The sequence below is a fragment of the Polyangium jinanense genome, assembly GCF_028435365.1.
The window spans coordinates 36045-54783 of record NZ_JAGTJJ010000047.1 but is presented as its reverse complement, the minus strand read 5'-3'; the positions used below and the strand labels follow the sequence as shown (position 1 = coordinate 54783).

The following is an 18739-nucleotide window of genomic DNA, read 5'->3' as shown; positions in this document are numbered from 1 at the left end:
GGAAGGCGTGCTCACGTCCAAGGAACGTGCAAGGAAACGGCCGATTCGCTCGATTTCGAGAACGGCTCCGGCTGGTAGACGCCGGTGATTTCCTGCCACCCGTGCTGCTCCAGCCTGAACAGGTGCGACACCCGTTGATTGACCAGCAGGGTGACGTCGAACGCTTTCTCGGCTGGAAAACGGCTCATGACAGCCTGCATGACCGTCCGCAAGAAGTGCATCGAAGACTGCGCGGCCGCCTCCAAGCTCCCGGCCTCCTGCAGGAGGCGGCGGCGCTCTGCGGTGAGCGGGGCCATCTTCGGCGAATCGGGCTCGTCGCGATCGAGCTGCCAGGTCGCGAGGACGTTCTCGGCGAGCTCGGCGCCATGGGGCGAGGCCAGGCCATGCAAATAGGGGAACGTGACGATGCCGTAGCGAATGTCCTCGTCGGCGTCGACCACCTCGTCGTTGAGCTGGCGCATTCGCCGTAAAGCAACGAGCGCCGGGGCGAACTCGGGTGGCAATGCTCCCTCGGCGAGCAAAAAAGCCCACTCGATCGTCACGGGAAAGAAGATGGAGGACAGGAGGCGGCTATGGCCTTCGAGATACTCGTTCAGCGTGGCCGCGGAGACGGCGTCGGGCAACCGATAGCGCTCGCGTTCCTCGCCCCAGAAAAAGTGATACATTTCCTGGGTATGGCGAAGGAAGCAGCCTTCGACGGCTGCTTTCGCATCGACCTTTCGGAGCTGCTCGAGCCCGAGCGCATAGGATGCCAGGACGAAGAGCCACGTGTGTTTCGTGGAGGGCGCCCCCGGCAGCGCGTCCATCATCCGATCGATGGCCATCACCGGAATGCCGTACCCCAGCGTGTATGCACGGGCGAGGTCTCGATGACGCGCGTCGAGTCCGCCGAGCGCCTGACCGAACACGAAGAGCGGGCAAACCTGTTTCCAGATCGTGATCGGGTCGTAATGTGCCGCCCACTGCTTCGCGAAGTGCTCGGGCTGCTGACGGATCAGGGTCCCGTCGGTCCGAATGGCCTCGTAAAGATCGAGGAACAGGTGCCGATACCGCGCGGCGAGATAACGGTAGGTTTCGCTGTTGTAGGAAGTCGGGTTCCGGGGGATGAGCCGCGGGTCGAGGGAGGCGTGGTCACCCGCCGCCCGCCAGCTTGCCGTCGAATATTCGAACCATTCATCCAGCCCGTGAAAACGCGTCATCGCTTCACCCTCCTTAGGGCGTAGGAGATCCCTTCTCGGACGGTGCTGAGAGTCATGACGGTGCTCAGATCGGCATCGAGCTCCACCAGCGTCTTGGCAATACGCGGCTGAATGCCCGTCAGGATCGCCTGCGCGCCCAAGAGCTTCACGGCCTGGGCGGCTTTCACGAGCGCGCTCGTGACCTCGCCATCCATGACCTGAACGCCGGTGATGTCGAGGATGGTCATTCTCGCCTGATATCGCGTGACGCCCTCGAGCAATGCCTCGAGCACGGCCTGCGCGCGCACACTGTCAATCGTGCCCACGAGCGGCATGACGATGATGTTCTCGGCGACGGGGATCAGCGGGGTCGACAGCTCGCGGAGCGCCTGCTTCTGTGCGTCGATGATCTCCTGCTTGAGCGCCAGCCGCTCCCTTTCGCCCTCCCAGCGGTCGGTGATGTCGTGCAGGAAGCCGAAGATGTGGTCGAACGACCCGTCGGGACGGTAGACACCCTGAATGAGAATATTCCCATACATGATGCTGCCGTCTTTGCGCACGAAACGTTTGTCGAGGCTGTATCGATGAATCTCGCCTCGGACCAGCTTCTCGAACAGCTCCTTGTCGAGGGAGACATCATCGGGGTGCGTGAGGGATACCCAATTCGTGGTCTTCAGCTCTTCCGGCGAGTAGCCCAGCTGTTCGCACAGCTGCTGATTGAACTCCACCCAGCCGGTTTCGAGCGAGGTCACCGTCATTCCGATCTGCGCATAATCGAAATAGCGACGGTAACGAAGTGCATCCTCTCGGGCCGCCACGACTTCGTTGGTGCGAGCTTCGAGCTGCTTCTCCAGATCCGCAATATGCTGTCGCAACGAATCGACATCGGTGTCGGGGGGGACCGCGAATTGAGAGGGGTGCGTGTCCATGTGCTACGAATGAGCCCTCCTTGACGATAAAACGACCACAAGTCTCGTTTCCAAGCCAGCACAAAACGCGAGCGCGCTCCAGAAACCTCGACGAGCCGTGAATTGGCCTACACGGGTGGTGAGGCGCCTTGCCAGGCGCTGCGGTATGCCAGGTACTGCCCCTCAGGCAGTCCTGTCGCCAGGGCCACACGATCTCTCCCGAACCGGCTCGCTGGCCGTCAAACCTCCGACGCTCCGATTTTCTGAGCAAAGCCCGCACGTGACCTTAGGTTTTTCCGCATCGGGGGGCGCATGCAGGCGGGGGACGTCATCGACGATCGATTCGTGATCGAGCGGGTCGCCGGCTCGGGGGGAATGGGCTCGGTTTTCCAGGCCCACGACCGCCTTTCCGGCGGGCCGGTGGCCGTCAAGGTGCTCCATGACCGGGAGCCTCGCGATATCGCGCGATTCGATATCGAGGCGCGTGTGCTCGCAGGGCTCGATCATCCGGGCATCGTCCGGTATGTGACGCACGGAATCACCAGCGCGGGCGAGCCCTTCCTCGCGATGGAATGGCTCGCAGGCGAGGAGCTCGGCGAGAGGCTCGCGCGCGGGAGGCTCACGGTCGAGGAAAGCGTCGGCGTCATCAGCGCGGCGGCCTCGGCCCTCGCGACGGCGCATGCGCGCGGCGTGGTGCACCGCGATATCAAGCCGAGCAACGTCTTCCTCGTGGACGGCGCGCTGGATCGGGTGAAATTGCTCGATTTTGGCCTCGCGCGTATGCCGCTTTCGCCACGGTTCACGCGGACGGGCGTGGTGCTGGGGACGCCGAGCTACATGGCGCCCGAGCAGGCGCGTGGCGCGCCGTCACTCGACGCGCGCGTCGATGTGTTCGCGCTCGGCGCCGTGCTGTTCGAGTGCTTGACCGGGCAGCCCGCATTCCAAGGCGAGCACGTGATGGCCATTCTGGCGAAAGTCCTGCTCGAGGATCCACCACCGGTGCGAAAGCTCCGGCCCGAGGTGTCGGTGCGGCTCGAAGCGCTGGTCGCGTGTATGCTCGCGAAGGATCCGGCCGATCGGCTCGTCGATGCCGGGGAGGTCGCGGAGGCGCTCGCCTGTCTCGATGCACGTGACACTTGGTCGTGGCTTTCCGAGGTGCCGCCCGCGGAGGCCCTGACGAGGAGCGAGCAGCGGTTGCTGAGTATGGTCGCTGTGAGCGCGACGGCCGAGGGCGTCGACACCGAGCACACGAGCGCGCGCCGAGAGGCGCTGGAATCGGCCGCGGAGCCATTTGGCGCACGTGTCGAATGGCTGGCGGATGGCTCGATGCTGGCGGTTTTCATGAATGCCACGAGTGCCTCCGATGCTGCGGCGCGGGCCGCACGGTGTGCCTTGCGGTTGCATTTGCGCGCCCCGGAAGCGGCCATAGCGGTCACGACCGGTCTCGGCGAGCTCGATGAGCGACTCCCGGTCGGACAGGTCCTCGATCGAGCCGCCACGCTCCTGCGCGCCGCGGACCGCTGGGTCCTGGTCGACGAGGTGACCGCGGGGCTCCTCGAAGCGCGCCTCGTGGTGGCACATGGGCCGGGCGGGCTCGAGCTTCGGCACGAGGAGGAGATCAGCGCGGCGGCGCGCACGTTGCTCGGCAAAGCAAGCCCGTTCGTGGGTCGCGGACGAGAAAAGCGCGCCCTCCTCGACTTGCTCGACGAATCCGTCGGCGAGGGCATCGCGCGTGCGGTGCTCGTGACCGGGCCGCCCGGAATCGGAAAATCACGCCTTCGCCAGGAGTTCGTCCGCGCGGCCTTACAGCATCATCCAGCGGTCGACGTGTGGATCGGGCGCGGCGATGCGATGAGCAAAGGGTCGGCGTTTTCCCTCGTTGGCTCGGCCCTGCGTTATGCATTCGCGGTCGCCGGCCACGAGCCGATCGAGGAACGGAGGCGCAAGCTCACCGAGCGGGTCGCGCGCCACGTGGCCGAGCCCGAGGTGCGCCACGTGACGGGGTTTCTCGGCGAAATGACGGGCACGCCCTTCCCCGACGACGAGAACGCCAAACTCCGCGCCGCGCGCCTCGATGCGCGGCTCATGGCCGATCAGATTCATTTTTCCTTTCGGCAGTTCATGGCCGCCGAGTGTGGTGCGCACCCGGTGTTGCTCGTCCTCGAGGATCTGCATTGGGGCGATCTGCCTTCGGTGAAGCTCGTCGATGCGGCGCTGCGGGATCTCGCTGGCAAGCCGCTCCTCGTGGCAGCCTTTGGCCGTCCCGAAGTGCATGACGTTTTTCCCAAAGTATGGGCGGAGCGTGGTTTGTCCGAGATTCGCCTGGGCGAGCTGACCCCACGGGCAGCGAAGGAGCTCGCTCGAAGTGCGCTCGGGGATGGGGCCGATCCTCGGACGATTGCGCAGATCGTCGAGCGCGCCGCGGGGCATCCGTTTTTCCTGGAAGAACTCATCCGAGCGGTGGCCGAGGGCCGCGGAGAGCAACTGCCGGAGACCGTGTTGGCCATGGTCGAGGCGCGCCTCGCCGCCCTCCCCGCAGGCGCGCGGCGCGTGCTGCGCGCGGCCAGCGTATTCGGAGATGTTTTCTGGTGCGGCGGCGTGGAGCACCTGCTCGGCGGCGGGGACGAGGCGCTCGGCGCGCACGAGTGGCTCGAGATGCTGGCCACGCGCGAGGTCGTGCAGCACAGTGAGACGAGCAGGTTTCCAGGCGAGGAGCAGTATACATTCCGGCATTCGCTCCTGCGGGAGGGTGCTCATGCGATGCTGACGGAGCCAGACCGCACGCTTGGGCATCGGCTTGCCGGGGAGTGGCTCCTGGAATGGGGTGAGTCCGACGCATTGCGCCTGGCCGAGCATTTCGAGCGTGGAAAGAGTCCGGAGCGCGCGGCGGAGTGGTATCTCGCGGCGGCCAGGCAGATGCTTCAGGGGGCGGATCTGCGTGCGGCCATTGCCTGCGCAGAGCGAGGCCTCGGCTGTGGAGCCTTGGGCGAGCTGCGCACGTCGCTCTTGTTCGTCCGCAGCGAGGCGTACGGGTGGACAGGGGACTGGGCCTCGCTCGCGAGGGGTATGGTGGAGCTCCTGCGGCTGGCCACGCCGCACACGCCGCTCTGGATCAAGGCCATGGCGTGGAAGCTCGCGAGCGCGCCGATGCTCCCAGCGTCCACCGGGCTCAGGGACGACGTGCAGGCGCTCGTCGACCTGGTGCCGTCCCCGGAAAGCGTGCGGGAGCTCGTGTATGCCCTCGGGCTCGTCTGGGATACGCTGATTCAACAAGGCAGGTTGGACCTCGCAGAGCTCTGCGCGGCACGGATGGAGCAGCTCGGCAGCCCCCTCGCGGCGCACGATCCCGAGATTCGGGGCAGGCTGTACGAGTCGAAAAGCACGATGCTCGAATTCGAGGGTGACCCCTGGGGAAGCCTCGAGGCTGCGAAAGCTGCCGTGGCCAGCTACCAGGAGGCCGGCGAGCGGCGGCATACGGCGAAGGCTCGCCTGAACGTCGCTGTGGATTACCTGTGCCTCGGGGCGTATCCACGCATGGAGGAGGAGCTCTGCAAAATGGTTCAGGGGGACGAGGAGTCCGCCATTTATGCGTCGTGGGGGAAGTGGTTCCGGGCCTGGTCGCTCGTGGCGCGGGGGGCTCTGGAGGATGCGCGGCCCTTGGTAGGGAGCCTCCGGAACTCCGAGGCGGCGCGCAACACCCCCTATTTGCTCGGGCTCGTCCATGCGACGCTGGCAATCATCCTGGGGCGCTCCGGAGATCTCGACGCAGCGGAGCGCGAGGCGCGCGCGGCTGCCGAGGTCCTCTCGGGCACCACGCCATGGCATGCGGTGGCGGTGGCGACCCTCGGAGACATCCTCCTCCAGCAGCGGCGTGCGGACGAGGCGCTGCGCCTCGCCGAGGACGCGACCATGCAGCGCGATGCGAGCGGTCGGGGCGGCCCCTTTGAAATGCACCTGCGCCTCGTCCACGCCGAGGCGCTGTACGCGACGGGCAACCACGCCCGCGCGCGGGCCCTGCTGCTCGAGACCCGCGACATTTTGCTCTCGCGCGCCGCGAAGATCGACGACCCGGAGCTCTGCCGAAGCTTTCTCGAAAACGTCCCCGAGAACGCGCGCATCCTCGCCCTGGCTGCCGCCGGGGAGCAAGTCGCCGCTTAGCCCAGTCCGCCTCGTTGCCACAAACGTGCGCATACTTTCCATTTTACAGACAATCCTGGTCCTGACTGGGTAAGCGGGGATAGTCAGCTTGCCGAACCAAGATCGGCAGGACAGACAGCGGCTGCTCCCGCTCGCTCCCGAGCCCGTTCGCGCCGCTTTGTAAGTGCTCCCGCCGTCGGGTATGTATCGGGTATGTAGAAGAGCCGTTGGACCGCTTCGAGGGAAGGATTGACGACGTGCACGGTACAGCGAGCGACTTGGACACGCAGACGGCGGGGAGCACGTTGCGCGAGATGTTCAGGGGAAATGGGAGTGGTCTTTCGCTCCTCGACAGCCTCGGGGCCATCGTCTGGCTCGCCGACGCGGCCGACCTGTCGCTCTCCTTCCTGAACCGAAGGGCCCGCACGCTGTTCGACCTCACGAGGAGCGACGTTCCGCCACGCGCGAGCGTCCTTTCCCACGTTCACCCCGAGGATCAGGCGCACCTCCGCGACGTATGCCACGCCGTAGCAGCGACCGGCCAAAGCCGCCCGGTCGATTACCGCGTCGTTGCCGACGGCGGGCAGTTCGTCCCGCTTTCGGGCCACGTGCACGCCCTGCGAGCGGAGAACGGCGAGGCGCTCGACGCGCTCGCCTTCGTGGGGCTCGCCGCTCCCGAGCAGGAGCCGGCAATGAGCCAGGACGGCGCGGCGGACGGCAAGCAGGCCGTTCGCGCGCCCGGAGAGCCTCTCAGCGTCCGGCACGCGGCACGGTTGAGTCGCATCGAGGACATCATCGACAACGTCGACGGTATCGTGTGGGAGGTCGACGCCGACACGTTCCGCTTCAGCTACGTGAGCGCGCACGCCGAGCAGGTCCTCGGATATCCCGTAGCGCGGTGGATCGAGGAGCCGAGTTTCTGGGTGGACCACATCCACCCGGACGATCGCCACTGGTGCCTGGCTCTCTGCAAGGACGCGACGGCCCGAGGGGAGCCGCATCGATTCGAATACAGGATGATCGCCGCCGATGGCCGGGTGGTGTGGCTGCGGGACTATGTCCGCGTGGTGCTCGAGAATGGCCGTCCTGCCAAGCTGCGCGGGGTGATGGTCGACATCACCGAGGGGAAGCTCGTGCAAGCAGAGCTCGAGAGAACGGTCTCGCTCCTGCGCACGACCCTCGACTCGACCGCGGATGGGATCCTCGTCACCGCGTCCGACGGGTCGGCCATCCACACGTACAACGAGCGGTTCGTGGAGATGTGGCGGCTTCCATTGCATGTCCTCGCGTCGCATAGCGACGAGCAGGCATTGGCCTTCGTCCTCGATCAGATCGCCGATCCGGCCGCGTACCACGCGAAGGTGCGGGGGCTCTACGAGTCCCCCGACGAGGAAAGTTACGATGTCATCGCGTTCAAGGATGGTCGCCTCTTCGAGCGTTATTCGCGCCCGCAGCGGCTCGGCCAGGAGGTCATCGGCAGGGTGTGGAGCTTCCGCGACGTGACGCGGCGCTTTCGCGCCGAGGCGGAGCGTGATCGATTGCTGGTCGAGGAGCGCCGTTTGCGGGCCGAGGCGGAGCGCGCGCACGGTCGCATGGCATTGCTCGCCGAGGCGAGCCGCAAGCTCGCGGCGGCGTCGCTCGACGTCGAGCCGACGCTCGCGGCGGTCGTGGAGCTCGTGGTCCCGGCGCTCGGTCGGTGGTGTGCAATCGTCCTGCCCGAAGGCGCCTTCGCGAACGGCCGACCGACGACGGCGGCGACGCACGATAGCCCGACGATCGCCGAGAGCCTGTGTCCCCTCCTCCGGCATTATCTGCCGGGTTCCGACGATCCGCTCGGCTTTGCCGAGGTCTTGCGCTCGGGCGAGCCCCTCCTCGCGCCCGACGTCCCCGACGAGGCGCTCCGCGCGGCCGCGCGCGACGAGGCGCACCTCGCGCTCCTGCGCGCCCTCGGCGCCACGCCGCGGATGCTCGTACCCTTGAGGGTGAAGGGGCGCGCGCTCGGCGTGCTCGCGATCGGCGCGAAATCGATCGGCGCCCATGTTTCACCGGAGGACCAGGCCCTCGCCGAGGAGCTCGGTCGAAGGTGCGCGACGGCGCTGGAGAACACGCAACTTTATGGCGAAGCGCAGGAAGCCCTGCGCCGCAAGGAAGAGTCGCTGGCGCTGCTCGACACGTTGTTCACGACCGCCCCCGTGGGGCTCGCGTTCCTCGACAAGGAAATGCGATACGTGCGCAGCAACCGGGCCCTCGCGGTGGCCATCCATGGGCGTTCGCCGGAGGACGATGTCGGACAGACGCCCCGCCAAGCGATCCCGGAGCTCGCCCCGCGAGTCGAGCGTTACATTCGTAATGTCCTCGACACGGGAGAGCCGCTGGTCGGTGTGGAGATATCGGCCCGGGTCCCGGCGACGCCCGATCACGAACGGCACTGGCTCGCGAGTTATTATCCTGTCAGGACCGCGCGCGGAGATCTCCTCGGCGTGGGCGTCGTCGTCGTCGATCTGACCGAGCAGAAACGCGCCGAGGAGGTGCGTGCGAAGCTCTATCAGGAGGCGCAGGAGGCGATCCGCGTGCGGGACGATTTCCTTTCCATTGCCTCCCACGAGCTCAAGACGCCGCTCGCCACGCTGACATTACGCCTCGAGCAGATAGCGCGCCGCCTCCGCGACGGGCTGCCCGTGGACAAGGAGCCGATTGTCCGGGCGCTCGCCCAGGTCGGCCGGCTGACGGCGCTGACGAATGATCTGCTCGACGTCTCGCGTATCGCGGAGGGGCGGCTCACGATCCGGGCCGAGCAAGTCTCGCTCGCCGACCTCGCGCGCGAGGCGGTGGCGAATGCGGCCATGGGCTTGCAGAAGCACGCGATCGTGATGGTCGAGCCCTTCGACGACCTGGTCGTGATCGGGGATCGAAGCCGTCTCGCGCAGGTGATCGCCAATCTTCTCGACAACGCGGTCAAATATTCGCCTTCCGGCGGGACGATTCGTGTCGCATTGGCGAAGCGCGACAGCCAGGCCCTCTTGTCCGTCACCGATCCCGGCATCGGGATTCCGAAAGAGCAACAAGGGATGCTCTTCGAGCGTTACTTCCGCGCCCGGAACGCGCCCATCACGGCGTATGGCGGGCTCGGGCTCGGCCTCTACATCAGCCGCGACATCGTCGAGCGGCACGGCGGACGAATCTGGATGGAGAGCGACATCGGCCAGGGTTCTACGTTCACGGTAGCGCTCCCGCTCGAAGGCCCGCAGGAAGAGCAGGCGCGTCCAGGTTGAGGAGGCAAAAGACGGCTCATGCTGGCACACTCTCGGCGCCGTTTGACCTGGCAGTCAGCGTCGATGCGTCGAGATCCTCGAGGTTTTCGTGATCGGCGCTGATATTGCCATGCAAGCGACCCGAGAGGTCGAGCCCATGCCCGTCCTCGGTCCAAGGAGGCGCAACATGATTTCGTGGTGGATGCGTGGTGCAATGGCGCTCGGGCTCGTGCTTTCGGCGGCGTGCGGCAGCACGGTGAACCAGGACGGGTCCGGCGGCGGCGGCGGCGGGACGGGGGGCAGCGGCGGCGGGACGGGGGGCAGCGGCGGCGAGGGAGGCGTGATCCCGCCGGAGTGCGCGGTCGAGACCCCGGCGTCGGATCCCGGGCCGTACGAGGTGACGTTCCAGTTCGAGAACAACGGGGCATTCCCGGCCTTCCTGCGGGAGGATTGTTTCCTCCAGTATACGATTGAATCGTGCGAGTACGGCTATGCAGCGGTGTCCACCCACGCAATGTGCACCCAGCCGTGCAGCAGCACCGACGGTTGCCTCACCTGCGGAGCATGTCTGATGGCCAGCGTACCCGTCGATGTCGGCGCGCAATCCACGGATACCTGGTCCGGGACGCGATATACGTTTGGAACGAGCGCCGAGGGGTGCTCCTGCCACGAACCCCACGTGGCTCGGGCGGGTCGATATCGAATCCGGGTGCCGGTGTATGCCTCCGACATGGACGCGCAGGCGGGAACCCCCGCATACGAGGTGACGATGAATTTCGAGCTGCCGGCGCCAAACGGCGTGGTCGTGGTGCCGATCGGACAATCGCCCTGAGAACGTCCCTACAACTTGACGCACCGCACCGTGCGCGATAGCGTTTCGAGGCCAGATGCCGGACCGATCTGCCGTCTCACCTAGAAAGGTACCGCAACAGCGCCGCTCGCAGGCGCTCGTCAGCGCGGTGATCGAGGCTGCGGTCCGCATCTTGAAGCACGGTCGCGAAGAGGCATTGACGACCCGTCGCGTCGCCGAGATCGCAGGGGCGAGCGTCGGTTCGCTCTACCAGTACTTTCCCAATCGAGACGCCATCGTTCGAGCGCTGATCGACTCCCACGTGCGGGAGATGCTCGCGCGCCTCGACGAAAAAATGCGTGACGCACTCTGTGCCACGTGTCCCGAAGAAATGGTGCGTCGCTTCGCGATGGGCCTCGTCGCCGCGCACACCGTCGATCTCGATCGATGGCAGGTGATCGCCTTGCAGGTGCTGCGCTTCGGTGATCTCGATGCGAACGACGAGGCGTGGCAAATGTTCAACGAGCGCGCCCAGGAGCTCGTCCAACGCGTCGCGCCTGAGCTTCCCGCGGAGGAAGCCTCCCGGGCTGCCGCGCGCCTCGTCCTCCTCGTCCGCACCCTGCTCATGGACGCCCTGACCCAGCGGCCGGACGAGCTGCGAGACCTCCGGCTCACCGCGGACATCACCGACCTCATCCTGGGCTATATCGGGCGCCTGCGCGAGCGGCACGCCAAAGAGCACGCCGCGCCCGAGACGCCCGGCTGATCAGGGCTTGGGAAACCGGGCGACGAAGATGTCGAGCGCGCCGCCAGGAGCGAGGACGACATTGGGCTGGAGATCGAGCGGATGGATCCAGCCGCCTGCCAGGATCATCCCGGAAGGCCCGGCCGACACGCGAACCGAACGGGGCATGGCGGGTTCGCCTGCGCCGCCGAATTGATAGGCCAAGGAGGGCGAACCATTTGCGGAGAGCTTCAACAAGAAAACGTTGTTGTCACGGCTCGTGAGCTCGACGTCGGCCGAGACATCCAAGGTCCCGAAGAAATGGCCCGCAACGAGGGCGCCGCCGTCCGCCGTCAGCGCGATGCTGGTTCCGTGCTGCTCCTGGGCCCCCGTGAGATAGGTGCTCCACGTCGTGTTCCCGCTCGTCTTGTCGAGCGTGAGAACGAAGGCGTCCTTGCCATTCGTGGGGAAGGGCTGATTGCCGAAGTCGACCGTGCCGTTCATCGTGCCGGTCACGAACACCTTGCTGGAGATGCCGGAGGGCTCCACGGCCACCGCGGCGCCCTCCGCGTCGGCAAACGTGCGCGCCCATTGTGCTTTCGCCATGCCGTCGAGCTTCAGGACGAACGCACGGACCGTCGCGCCGGCGTCGTCGACCGGCACCCCGGGGACGGCCATCGTGCCGGTGTAGCTGCCTGTCACGAAGATGTCCCCACCGGCGTCGACGGCCATGGCGCGAGGCTTGTGGGTTCCACCCGGAAAAACCCGGGCCCACCTGCACTGGCTGAAGGCCACATCGTAGCTCATGACGAAGAGGTCTTCGTCGGCGGCGTCGTAGTCGGCCGCCATCCCGCCAATGCAGGGCAAACTCCCGGTCCCTCGGACCGTGCCGGTCAGGTAGGCGTATCCTTGTTTGTCGACGGCCACCGCCACGGGCTCCTCGTTCCCCGCACCGTCGAGCCGCACGAGGTTCGTCGTCGACCCGGTCCCCCAGGCCAAAAACCCGTCCCTGTCGTCCGGCGACTGCGCGCGGGTGTAATACCCAACGGTGATGGCCTGTCCTTTCGGCGCTCCCCACACCGCGCCGACCGCCCGCCGGGGCTGCTTTCCAATCGAGCCGAATCCCTGAATCCAGGCAGGAGTCCCGGTCGAAGACAACATGGCCACGAAGGCGTCGTCCGTCGTAACCTCGTTCGTCGGACCGAGCGTGAGCCCGGCGGACGCAGCCAGCGCGAGGACGCCTTGATATCGCCCGGCCAGGAGGACGTTCCCGTCCCCGTCGACGGCGGCCGCGAGCACCTCCTGCTCCTTGTCGTCCCCATACCGCCGGTTCCAGTCGGCCTCCGGACACGTGACGGCATTGCAGCTCTCGCTGCCATCCCTGCGGCAAAGCTCGACGCCGGGCAGGATTTCTCCCTCGCAAGTTCCCCAGGTGCCATTGGCGAGGCACGTTCGGGTTCCCGGTTGGCAGGGCTTCACATACTGCGCGCTCGGAGGCCCCGTGAAACAGCTCTCCGTCACATTTGGCTCGCACGGGCCGGAGCCCGCAGAGCCCCCAGAACCGCCGGCGCCCCCGGTGCCACCAGCTCCCCCGGTGCCACCGTTGCCCCCAGCTCCCCCTTCCCCGGGCGTGTCCTCCTCGCGGAAATCACTGTAATCGTACATCAGCGCGCAGCCGCCGAGCGCGACGAGGCTCGCGGCCACCGCGAACGCCGAGATGAACCGCATCAGAACCTCCCCGAAATGCACAAACCTCCGCCCCCCTGCACGGCGAGCGGCGCGATCGCAGCCTCCCGCCCCCGTGCTTCGCCTGCCTTTCCCGACGGCGCCGTGAGCACGAGCGCGAGCCCCGCTCCGATTCCCGCAATCCCCACCCCCCACGCCACGGCGTTCCCCACGAGGAGCGGTCCGCTCGTCTGCGACAGCTCGTAGCCCGTGCTCCCCTTCTTGCAGACACCATTCTCGTCGCAATCGTTCCTGATCTGCGCGTCACGCGCGACGAGCATGCCCCCGGTGATCCCCGCCGCCACGATTCCCGCGAGGCCGACCCCGCCCACGACAAACCCCGCCGTCCTGCGTCCGCTCGCCGGAGGCGGCAAAGGCGGCGGTGGGACCTCGGCGCTGCTGCTCGTCAATGGCGAGGATTTGGGCACGTCGATGGGGGCCACCTCCGGCCCCAGCTCGACGACCACCTCCGTCCGCTCCTTCTCGGCGAGATCGACCTCGTAGCGCCGGTCCTCCCGTCCCGGCGCGCGCACCACGATCACGTGCTTGCCGGGCTCCACGCGCAAGGGTGCCTCCAGCTTGCTCGGCCCGAGCTCCTTGCCGTCGAGCGAAATGGCGCTCATGGCCTGCCCCTCCGGCGATATCACCCGTAGCCGCGGGACCCGCGCGTCGAGCGCATCGATTCGCCCCTTCGCGACCTTCGCCCGCGGATCCTTGGCGTCGATCAGCGAAAGCCCCCGCTGCCAGTATTCCAATGCCGACGCGATTTGCCCTTCGTCCTCGTCGCAGCGCGCCACATTGAACAGCGTGTTGGGCGTCGCGAACAAGGAGAGGCTCTCGCGGAGCTTGGTACACCCCGCCTGCTTCTTACCCGCCTGGAGGTCCGTGAGCCCCTCGAAAAACAGCTTTTGGGCCCGCGTCTTCGGGTCCTCGTCGGCTGCCACGGGGGAAGATGCGAGCGCAGAGAGCAGGAGCGTTGCGGTGACGCCCCCGAAAAACCCGCGCCGCAAGACCTTTGATGTGTACATGCGCCGTCGGAGCGTAGCGCTCGGCTCCGCCGTCTCGCGCGGACCGAGGCAAATGCGAACATCGACGCCACACATGCCGCCGGTGCGCGACGTTCCGACCGGACGTTCGGGCCCAAATCTCGCTGGATGGCGCTGCTCGCGCCTCTCCTACGGAATGCGAATCGCGCGCGAGCGCCTCGCCGCGCCGCGGCATGGCAAGCTTCGCTGCGCGAGGAGGGTGCCGCCCGCGCAACCGTGGCGCCGTCCGTCAAAGGCCCTGCGATGGGATGTAGACGGCCGTCGCGGGGTCGAGGAGGTATCCGCCCTGCCCCGTCATCAGGACCTCGCGGAGCCCGAGCTTGCGCAGCGTCGCGAGCGCCACGCGCACGCGGTTCGCCGCAGCGTCCGCGCCGATCCGTTCGCCGGGCCAGCCGGCGCGGATGATCTCGTCGAGAGGCAACGTCTGACCCGGCGCGGAGGCCCGTAACTTCGCGAGAGCGAGCAGGATGCGGCGCAGCGGCGCACGACGCGACAGATCCACGGACGCGCGGGCCCCCGGAAGCCGGAACCGCGCCCCGCCGTCGGAAATGACCAGCGCCTCCGCGGGCGCCGCGAGCCCATGCCGGCCCGCCGCGAGGAGGATCCGCAACGCGAAACGCACATCGTCGTTCGAGCGCCCGCGCGCGAGCGCCCGCGCGTTCTCGAGGAGCCGCGACCGCTCGGGCTCGCTCGCGTTTGCCAGCGCGACATGGGCTTCGTGGATCGCGAGCGTCGCCTGCAGCGCCGGCTCGCTCTCGCACGCGGCGGCCGCGCGGAGAGCCTTCGCGAGCCACTGCGCGGAGGCCTCGGGATCCCCTTCGTCGGACCACACCGACGCGAGGCACCCAGCGATCAGCGCCTCGTACCGCTGGAAACCGGCCGCGCCCATCAGCTCGAACGAGCGCCCGAGGAGCTTCGTCGCTTCGCCCGGCGAGCCTCGCTCGAGGAACGCCCCGCCGAGATAGTAGAGCGCGCTGCCCTCGCGATGACGACTGCCGATCTCGTGGAACAACCGCACCGCACGCGCGTGGCAAGCAAGCGCCTCGTCGAGCTTCCCCCGTTCCTGAAAGAGGATGCCCTGCGCGCTCAGGACCGCGCCCTCTGCGTGCTTGTCGCCGATGCGCCGCACGATCACGAGCGCCTCGTCGAAACACGCGCTCGCCTCGGCGTAACTCTCCCGAAAGAGGGCGATGACCCCCGTCTCGTAAAGCACCCTCGGCAGCCGATCCTCGCCGTCGGCTTCGCGGTATAGCGCGAGCGCGCGCTTCGCCTCGCGTTCGGCCGCCGCGAGCTCGCCCTCGCGGCGGTGCGCATGCCCGAGGCACGCCCGGATCTCGGCCTCACGCACGCGTCGAGATCGGCCGGCAGCCGCGCCCCCGAGGCACGCGAGCCCTCGCGCGAAGTGCGCTCGCGCCTCGACCGTGCGGCCGAGTGTCTCGACGATCTCCCCGAGGTGCATACACGCGAGCGCCTCGAGCGCCGCATCGCCGCGGGCGCGCGCGAGCGCGAGGCCGGCTTCCAGATCAGAGGCCGCGGCCTTCGGGTCGCCGAGCTCGCGCCGCGCGACGCCTCGCGCGACGAGGGCGGCCGCGAAATCCGGGAGGCTCGTCCCGGACACCGTCGCCTGCGCAGCCGTGATCGCTCGATCGAGCAGCACGAGCCGGAGCTCGAACAGACCTCGCGGCACGACGACCGGTTCGAGCGCGAGCGCGAGCCCGAGCGCGAGCTCGGCGCCGTCCCCATCGGGCGCACGCTCGGCATCGACGAGCGCACGCGCGTGCGCCGCCACCATGTTGTCCATCTCGTGGCCGAGCCTCTCCCGCGCGGCGCCGCCGAAGGCCGCTTCCTCGGCGAGCGCGCGACCGAACCGCGCGAACCAGCGCGTGTGCCGGCTCGCCGCGTGATCGAGCTCTTCCGGCCGTTTCTGGAGCTCCTCCGCGGCGAGCTCGCGGATCGCTTCGAAGAGCGAGAAGCGCGTCTCGTCGCCCTCCGCGCGCATCCGCACGAGCGAGCGCGCGACGAGCCCTTCCAGCACGGTGAGGACGTCCGCGCCCGGCCGTTCGAGCACGCTCTCCGCCGCCTCCAATGTAAATCCCCCGCGAAACACCGACGATGCCGCGAAGCACGCGCGCTCGGTCTCCTCGAGCTGCACGAGCGAGTCCAGGATCGCGCGCCGCATGGACGAGTGCCGCCCACGATCCTCACGCCGGACCAGGAAATCCAGCGGCTCGGCGAGACGGCTCCGTATCTGTGCGAGCCCGAGGAGCCTCACGCGTGCCGCGCAAAGCTCGATCGCGAGCGGGATCCCGTCCGTCGCGCGCACGACGTCCCCGAGCGCCGCGAGTTCGCCCGGCCCAACCTCGAAATCGGGCCGCATTTCCCGCGCGCGGCTCAGGAACAGCGCCACGCCTTCCGTCGCGAAGAGCTCCTCGCGGCTCGCGCCGGACTGCGGGACTCGGAGCGGCTCCAGCGGCACGAGGTGCTCGCCCGCAATGCCGAGCACGGCGCGCGACGTCACCAGGATGCGCGCGTGCGGCGCGACCTTCATCCACGCGGCCACCACCCCGGCGGCCGCGGTCGCGATGTGCTCCACGTTGTCGAGGACCAAAAGCACGCGGTTCTTCCGCGCGATCGCTTGCCCCAGCGCCGCCACCACGGCGCTCTCCTCCGTCGTCCGTTCGAGCGCCACGCTGAGGACCGACGCCACGGCGCGGCACATCGCCAAAACGTCGCCGGCGTCCGTCAGGTCGCAAAACCAGACGCCGCCTCCGTGCGCCGCGTAGGCCGCGCCGTGAAGCGTCGCGAATCGCGTCGCCACGCGCGTCTTGCCCATGCCCCCGGGCGCGACGATCGTCACGAGCCGCGCGCCCTCGTCGAACCGGGCGAGGATCGTCGCGAGGTCCAAGGCGCGGCCCACGAACGAGGACGGGCTCTCGTACACGTTCGTGGGCGCCTTTGATTTCATGGCATCCGACATCGTGAACCGCGCCTCGGCCGCCATGTTCGCAAAGCCCGCTCGGGGACGCGAGCGGGTGGACGGCGCGTGGCTCGTGGTCACGGCGAGACATCGGAGACGCGGACAGGAACGACCCGGGGCGGATTCACCTGCACTGACCGTCTTTGTCCGACTGCCGCTGGCAATCGGAGGGATCCGGCGGGTGCTCCTTCATGCAGCGCTCGCCGCAGCCCATGTCGCTGCTCGACATGCAGCGCGAGAGGCACGCGGCGGACTCGCCGGCGCATTTGTTCACGGCTGCCGCCGAGGGGCACTGGTAATAGGAGCCGTTCACGCAGCAATGCGCCGAGGCATTGCCCCCACTGGACCCCGACCCCGCGCCATTGCCCTGCCCGGGCCCCGTGTTGACCTGGATGCCTCCGAGGACGTCGGCGGCCGCGCCGAGAAATCTGCCGAGCCCGCCGCCGCTCGAGCCCCCGTTTCCTCCGGCCTTGGCCTCGGCGGCCTTGCGCTCCTCTTCCTTCCGCTCCGCCTCCGCGCGCGCCGCGGCCTCGGCCTTCGCCTTTTCGGCTGCGACCTTTTCGCGTTCGATCGCCTCCGCGCTCGCCTCGCGCCAGATCGCCTCCCCGACGGCCGTCGCCTCGTCCGTCAGCGCCTTTCGCTTGTCCGCGGGCATTTTCTTCCCATCGACCACATCGACGGCCATCACGACCTTGTCGGATCCCGTCTTGAAATGGACCCAGACCTCCTGGCCGTACTGGAACTTGCAGAACTCCCGCTCTTTGCAGACGGGGCGATAGCCTCGCTTTTGAATGGCGGCCTCGAGGGACGCCACCGTGGATCGCCCGTCGTCGCCCGCGTAGGCGAGGGGCGTCGTTTGTCGCACATTGCTGCACGCAGCCAGCGAGAGAGACAAAGCGAGCAGAAGGGAGAAGGCTTTCGTGTTCATTTTCACAACTCCGGACGTCAGCATGCCACCTGACGGCGCGCCATCAGGCGCAGGCCCTGCATCCGGGGGATGCTCGTCGCGGCCCGGGGTCGCATTTTTTTTTGAAAATGTCGACGTCGGTTCCTCGCCGCCTAGCCCTGCGACCGCAGGGTGATCTCGAGCCGGCTCTGGATGAGGCGGAGAATGTTGTCCAACTCGCCGCGTTCGACCTGCAGGCGTTCGCGCATGCGCTGCCGCGTGCCGGAGGCGAGGCGCTCGCGGGCACGGGCGAGCCAGCGGGCCGCCGTCGCGCGGTGGATGTCGTAAAGCACACCGAGCTCGTCGATGCCGAGGCCCTGCTGGTAGTGCTGGCGGAGGAGGTTGCGCTCGCGCGGCGACAGCGAGGCCAGCGCTTCCCGGAACGCGCTCTGGAACTCCTCGTGGTAAAGCCGCTCGATCCGGGCGAGCTCGGGATCACCCGACGCGGGGTCGATCTGGGCGAGCTCGAGGTGGGCGCGCTCTTCACGCTTCTGTTTGCGCAAAAGGCCGAGCGCCTCGCGGACGGCGACGACACGGACCCACCCGCGCAGATCCCCCCGGCCCGCGTATTCGGCGATTCGCGGAAGCACGCCACCCTCGCCGACGAGGATACGATGCCGGATACGGTCCCTGAGGTCCTCCAGCGTGGTGCTCCCGAGGTCGATACGGGAGAGCGCAGCCGTGACGTCACGCAGCAAGGTCCTGTCGAACGTCGCGATGGCCGTCGCGTCGCCGCGGGCGCAAGCGCAGGCGAGGTACAGGTCCGCGCACGCGCGGTGCGACAGCGCGCGAATCAATGGGACATCCGTGTCAATCCTCGCGGCAAGGTAGGGAATGAATACATCGGGCTCGATTCTGACGTCGGTCCATGTCGCGCGCGCCGCGGCGAGAAGGGAGGCGAGCGCCGCCTCGAGCGAGGTCTCGTCGAGATCGAGCCAATCCGCGGGAGCGTCCGGCCGCGCGGCTCTCCACGCAGTCGAGAAGCAGCGAGCCAGAGCCGGTCCGTCTCCCATGTGCACGCATGGTAGCATCACGGGAGCGGATCCTGCCAAGAGGG

11 protein-coding genes are annotated in these 18739 nt (G+C 67.9%); 4 read left to right on the top strand and 7 right to left on the bottom strand.

Annotation, left to right across the window (positions count from 1 at the left end; genetic code table 11):
- Positions 1 to 11: 11 nt before the first annotated feature.
- Together KEG57_RS41825 and KEG57_RS41820 are read right to left on the bottom strand one after the other, a co-directional pair.
- The gene (locus KEG57_RS41825; protein ID WP_272422326.1) at positions 12 to 1199 is read right to left on the bottom strand and encodes a hypothetical protein; all 1188 of its coding nucleotides are present in this window, start codon (positions 1197 to 1199) and stop codon (positions 12 to 14) included.
- Entirely contained in the window at positions 1196 to 2107 is a 912-nt protein-coding gene (locus tag KEG57_RS41820; RefSeq protein WP_272422327.1) for an STAS domain-containing protein, read from the bottom strand. Before KEG57_RS41820 ends, KEG57_RS41825 begins: the two co-directional genes overlap by 4 nt.
- A gap of 291 nt (positions 2108 to 2398) precedes the next feature.
- Between KEG57_RS41820 and KEG57_RS41815 the strand changes: the two genes are divergently transcribed.
- From KEG57_RS41815 to KEG57_RS41800, 4 genes are all read left to right on the top strand, one after another.
- Positions 2399 to 6244 (top strand): serine/threonine-protein kinase, encoded by a 3846-nt coding sequence (locus KEG57_RS41815; protein ID WP_272422328.1) that lies wholly within the window; start codon positions 2399 to 2401, stop codon positions 6242 to 6244.
- 236 nt (positions 6245 to 6480) lie between these two features.
- Positions 6481 to 9495, top strand: a complete 3015-nt coding sequence (locus KEG57_RS41810) for an ATP-binding protein (RefSeq protein WP_272422329.1) — start codon at positions 6481 to 6483, stop codon at positions 9493 to 9495.
- A 166-nt stretch (positions 9496 to 9661) separates the two neighbouring features.
- Positions 9662 to 10306: a hypothetical protein gene (locus KEG57_RS41805; RefSeq protein WP_272422330.1), complete on the top strand. Its 645-nt coding sequence runs from the start codon at positions 9662 to 9664 to the stop codon at positions 10304 to 10306.
- Positions 10307 to 10361: 55 nt separating this feature from the next.
- Entirely contained in the window at positions 10362 to 11030 is a 669-nt protein-coding gene (locus tag KEG57_RS41800) for a TetR/AcrR family transcriptional regulator (RefSeq protein ID WP_272422331.1), read from the top strand.
- On the opposite strand, the gene KEG57_RS41795 is transcribed toward KEG57_RS41800, so the two are convergent.
- From KEG57_RS41795 to KEG57_RS41775, 5 genes are all read right to left on the bottom strand, one after another.
- A complete protein-coding gene (locus KEG57_RS41795) occupies positions 11031 to 12716 on the bottom strand; it encodes a hypothetical protein (protein ID WP_272422332.1) in 1686 nt (561 codons plus the stop codon). It abuts the gene before it with no gap.
- Positions 12716 to 13741, bottom strand: coding sequence for a peptidase associated/transthyretin-like domain-containing protein (locus tag KEG57_RS41790; protein WP_272422333.1), 1026 nt, complete (start codon positions 13739 to 13741; stop codon positions 12716 to 12718). Before KEG57_RS41790 ends, KEG57_RS41795 begins: the two co-directional genes overlap by 1 nt.
- A gap of 247 nt (positions 13742 to 13988) precedes the next feature.
- The gene (locus KEG57_RS41785; protein ID WP_272422334.1) at positions 13989 to 16724 is read right to left on the bottom strand and encodes an ATP-binding protein; all 2736 of its coding nucleotides are present in this window, start codon (positions 16722 to 16724) and stop codon (positions 13989 to 13991) included.
- Between the two features lie 136 nt (positions 16725 to 16860).
- Positions 16861 to 17664 (bottom strand): hypothetical protein, encoded by an 804-nt coding sequence (locus KEG57_RS41780; RefSeq protein WP_272422335.1) that lies wholly within the window; start codon positions 17662 to 17664, stop codon positions 16861 to 16863.
- Positions 17665 to 17795: 131 nt separating this feature from the next.
- The gene (locus tag KEG57_RS41775) at positions 17796 to 18695 is read right to left on the bottom strand and encodes a sigma-70 family RNA polymerase sigma factor (RefSeq protein ID WP_272422336.1); all 900 of its coding nucleotides are present in this window, start codon (positions 18693 to 18695) and stop codon (positions 17796 to 17798) included.
- Between the last annotated feature and the right edge of the window lie 44 nt (positions 18696 to 18739).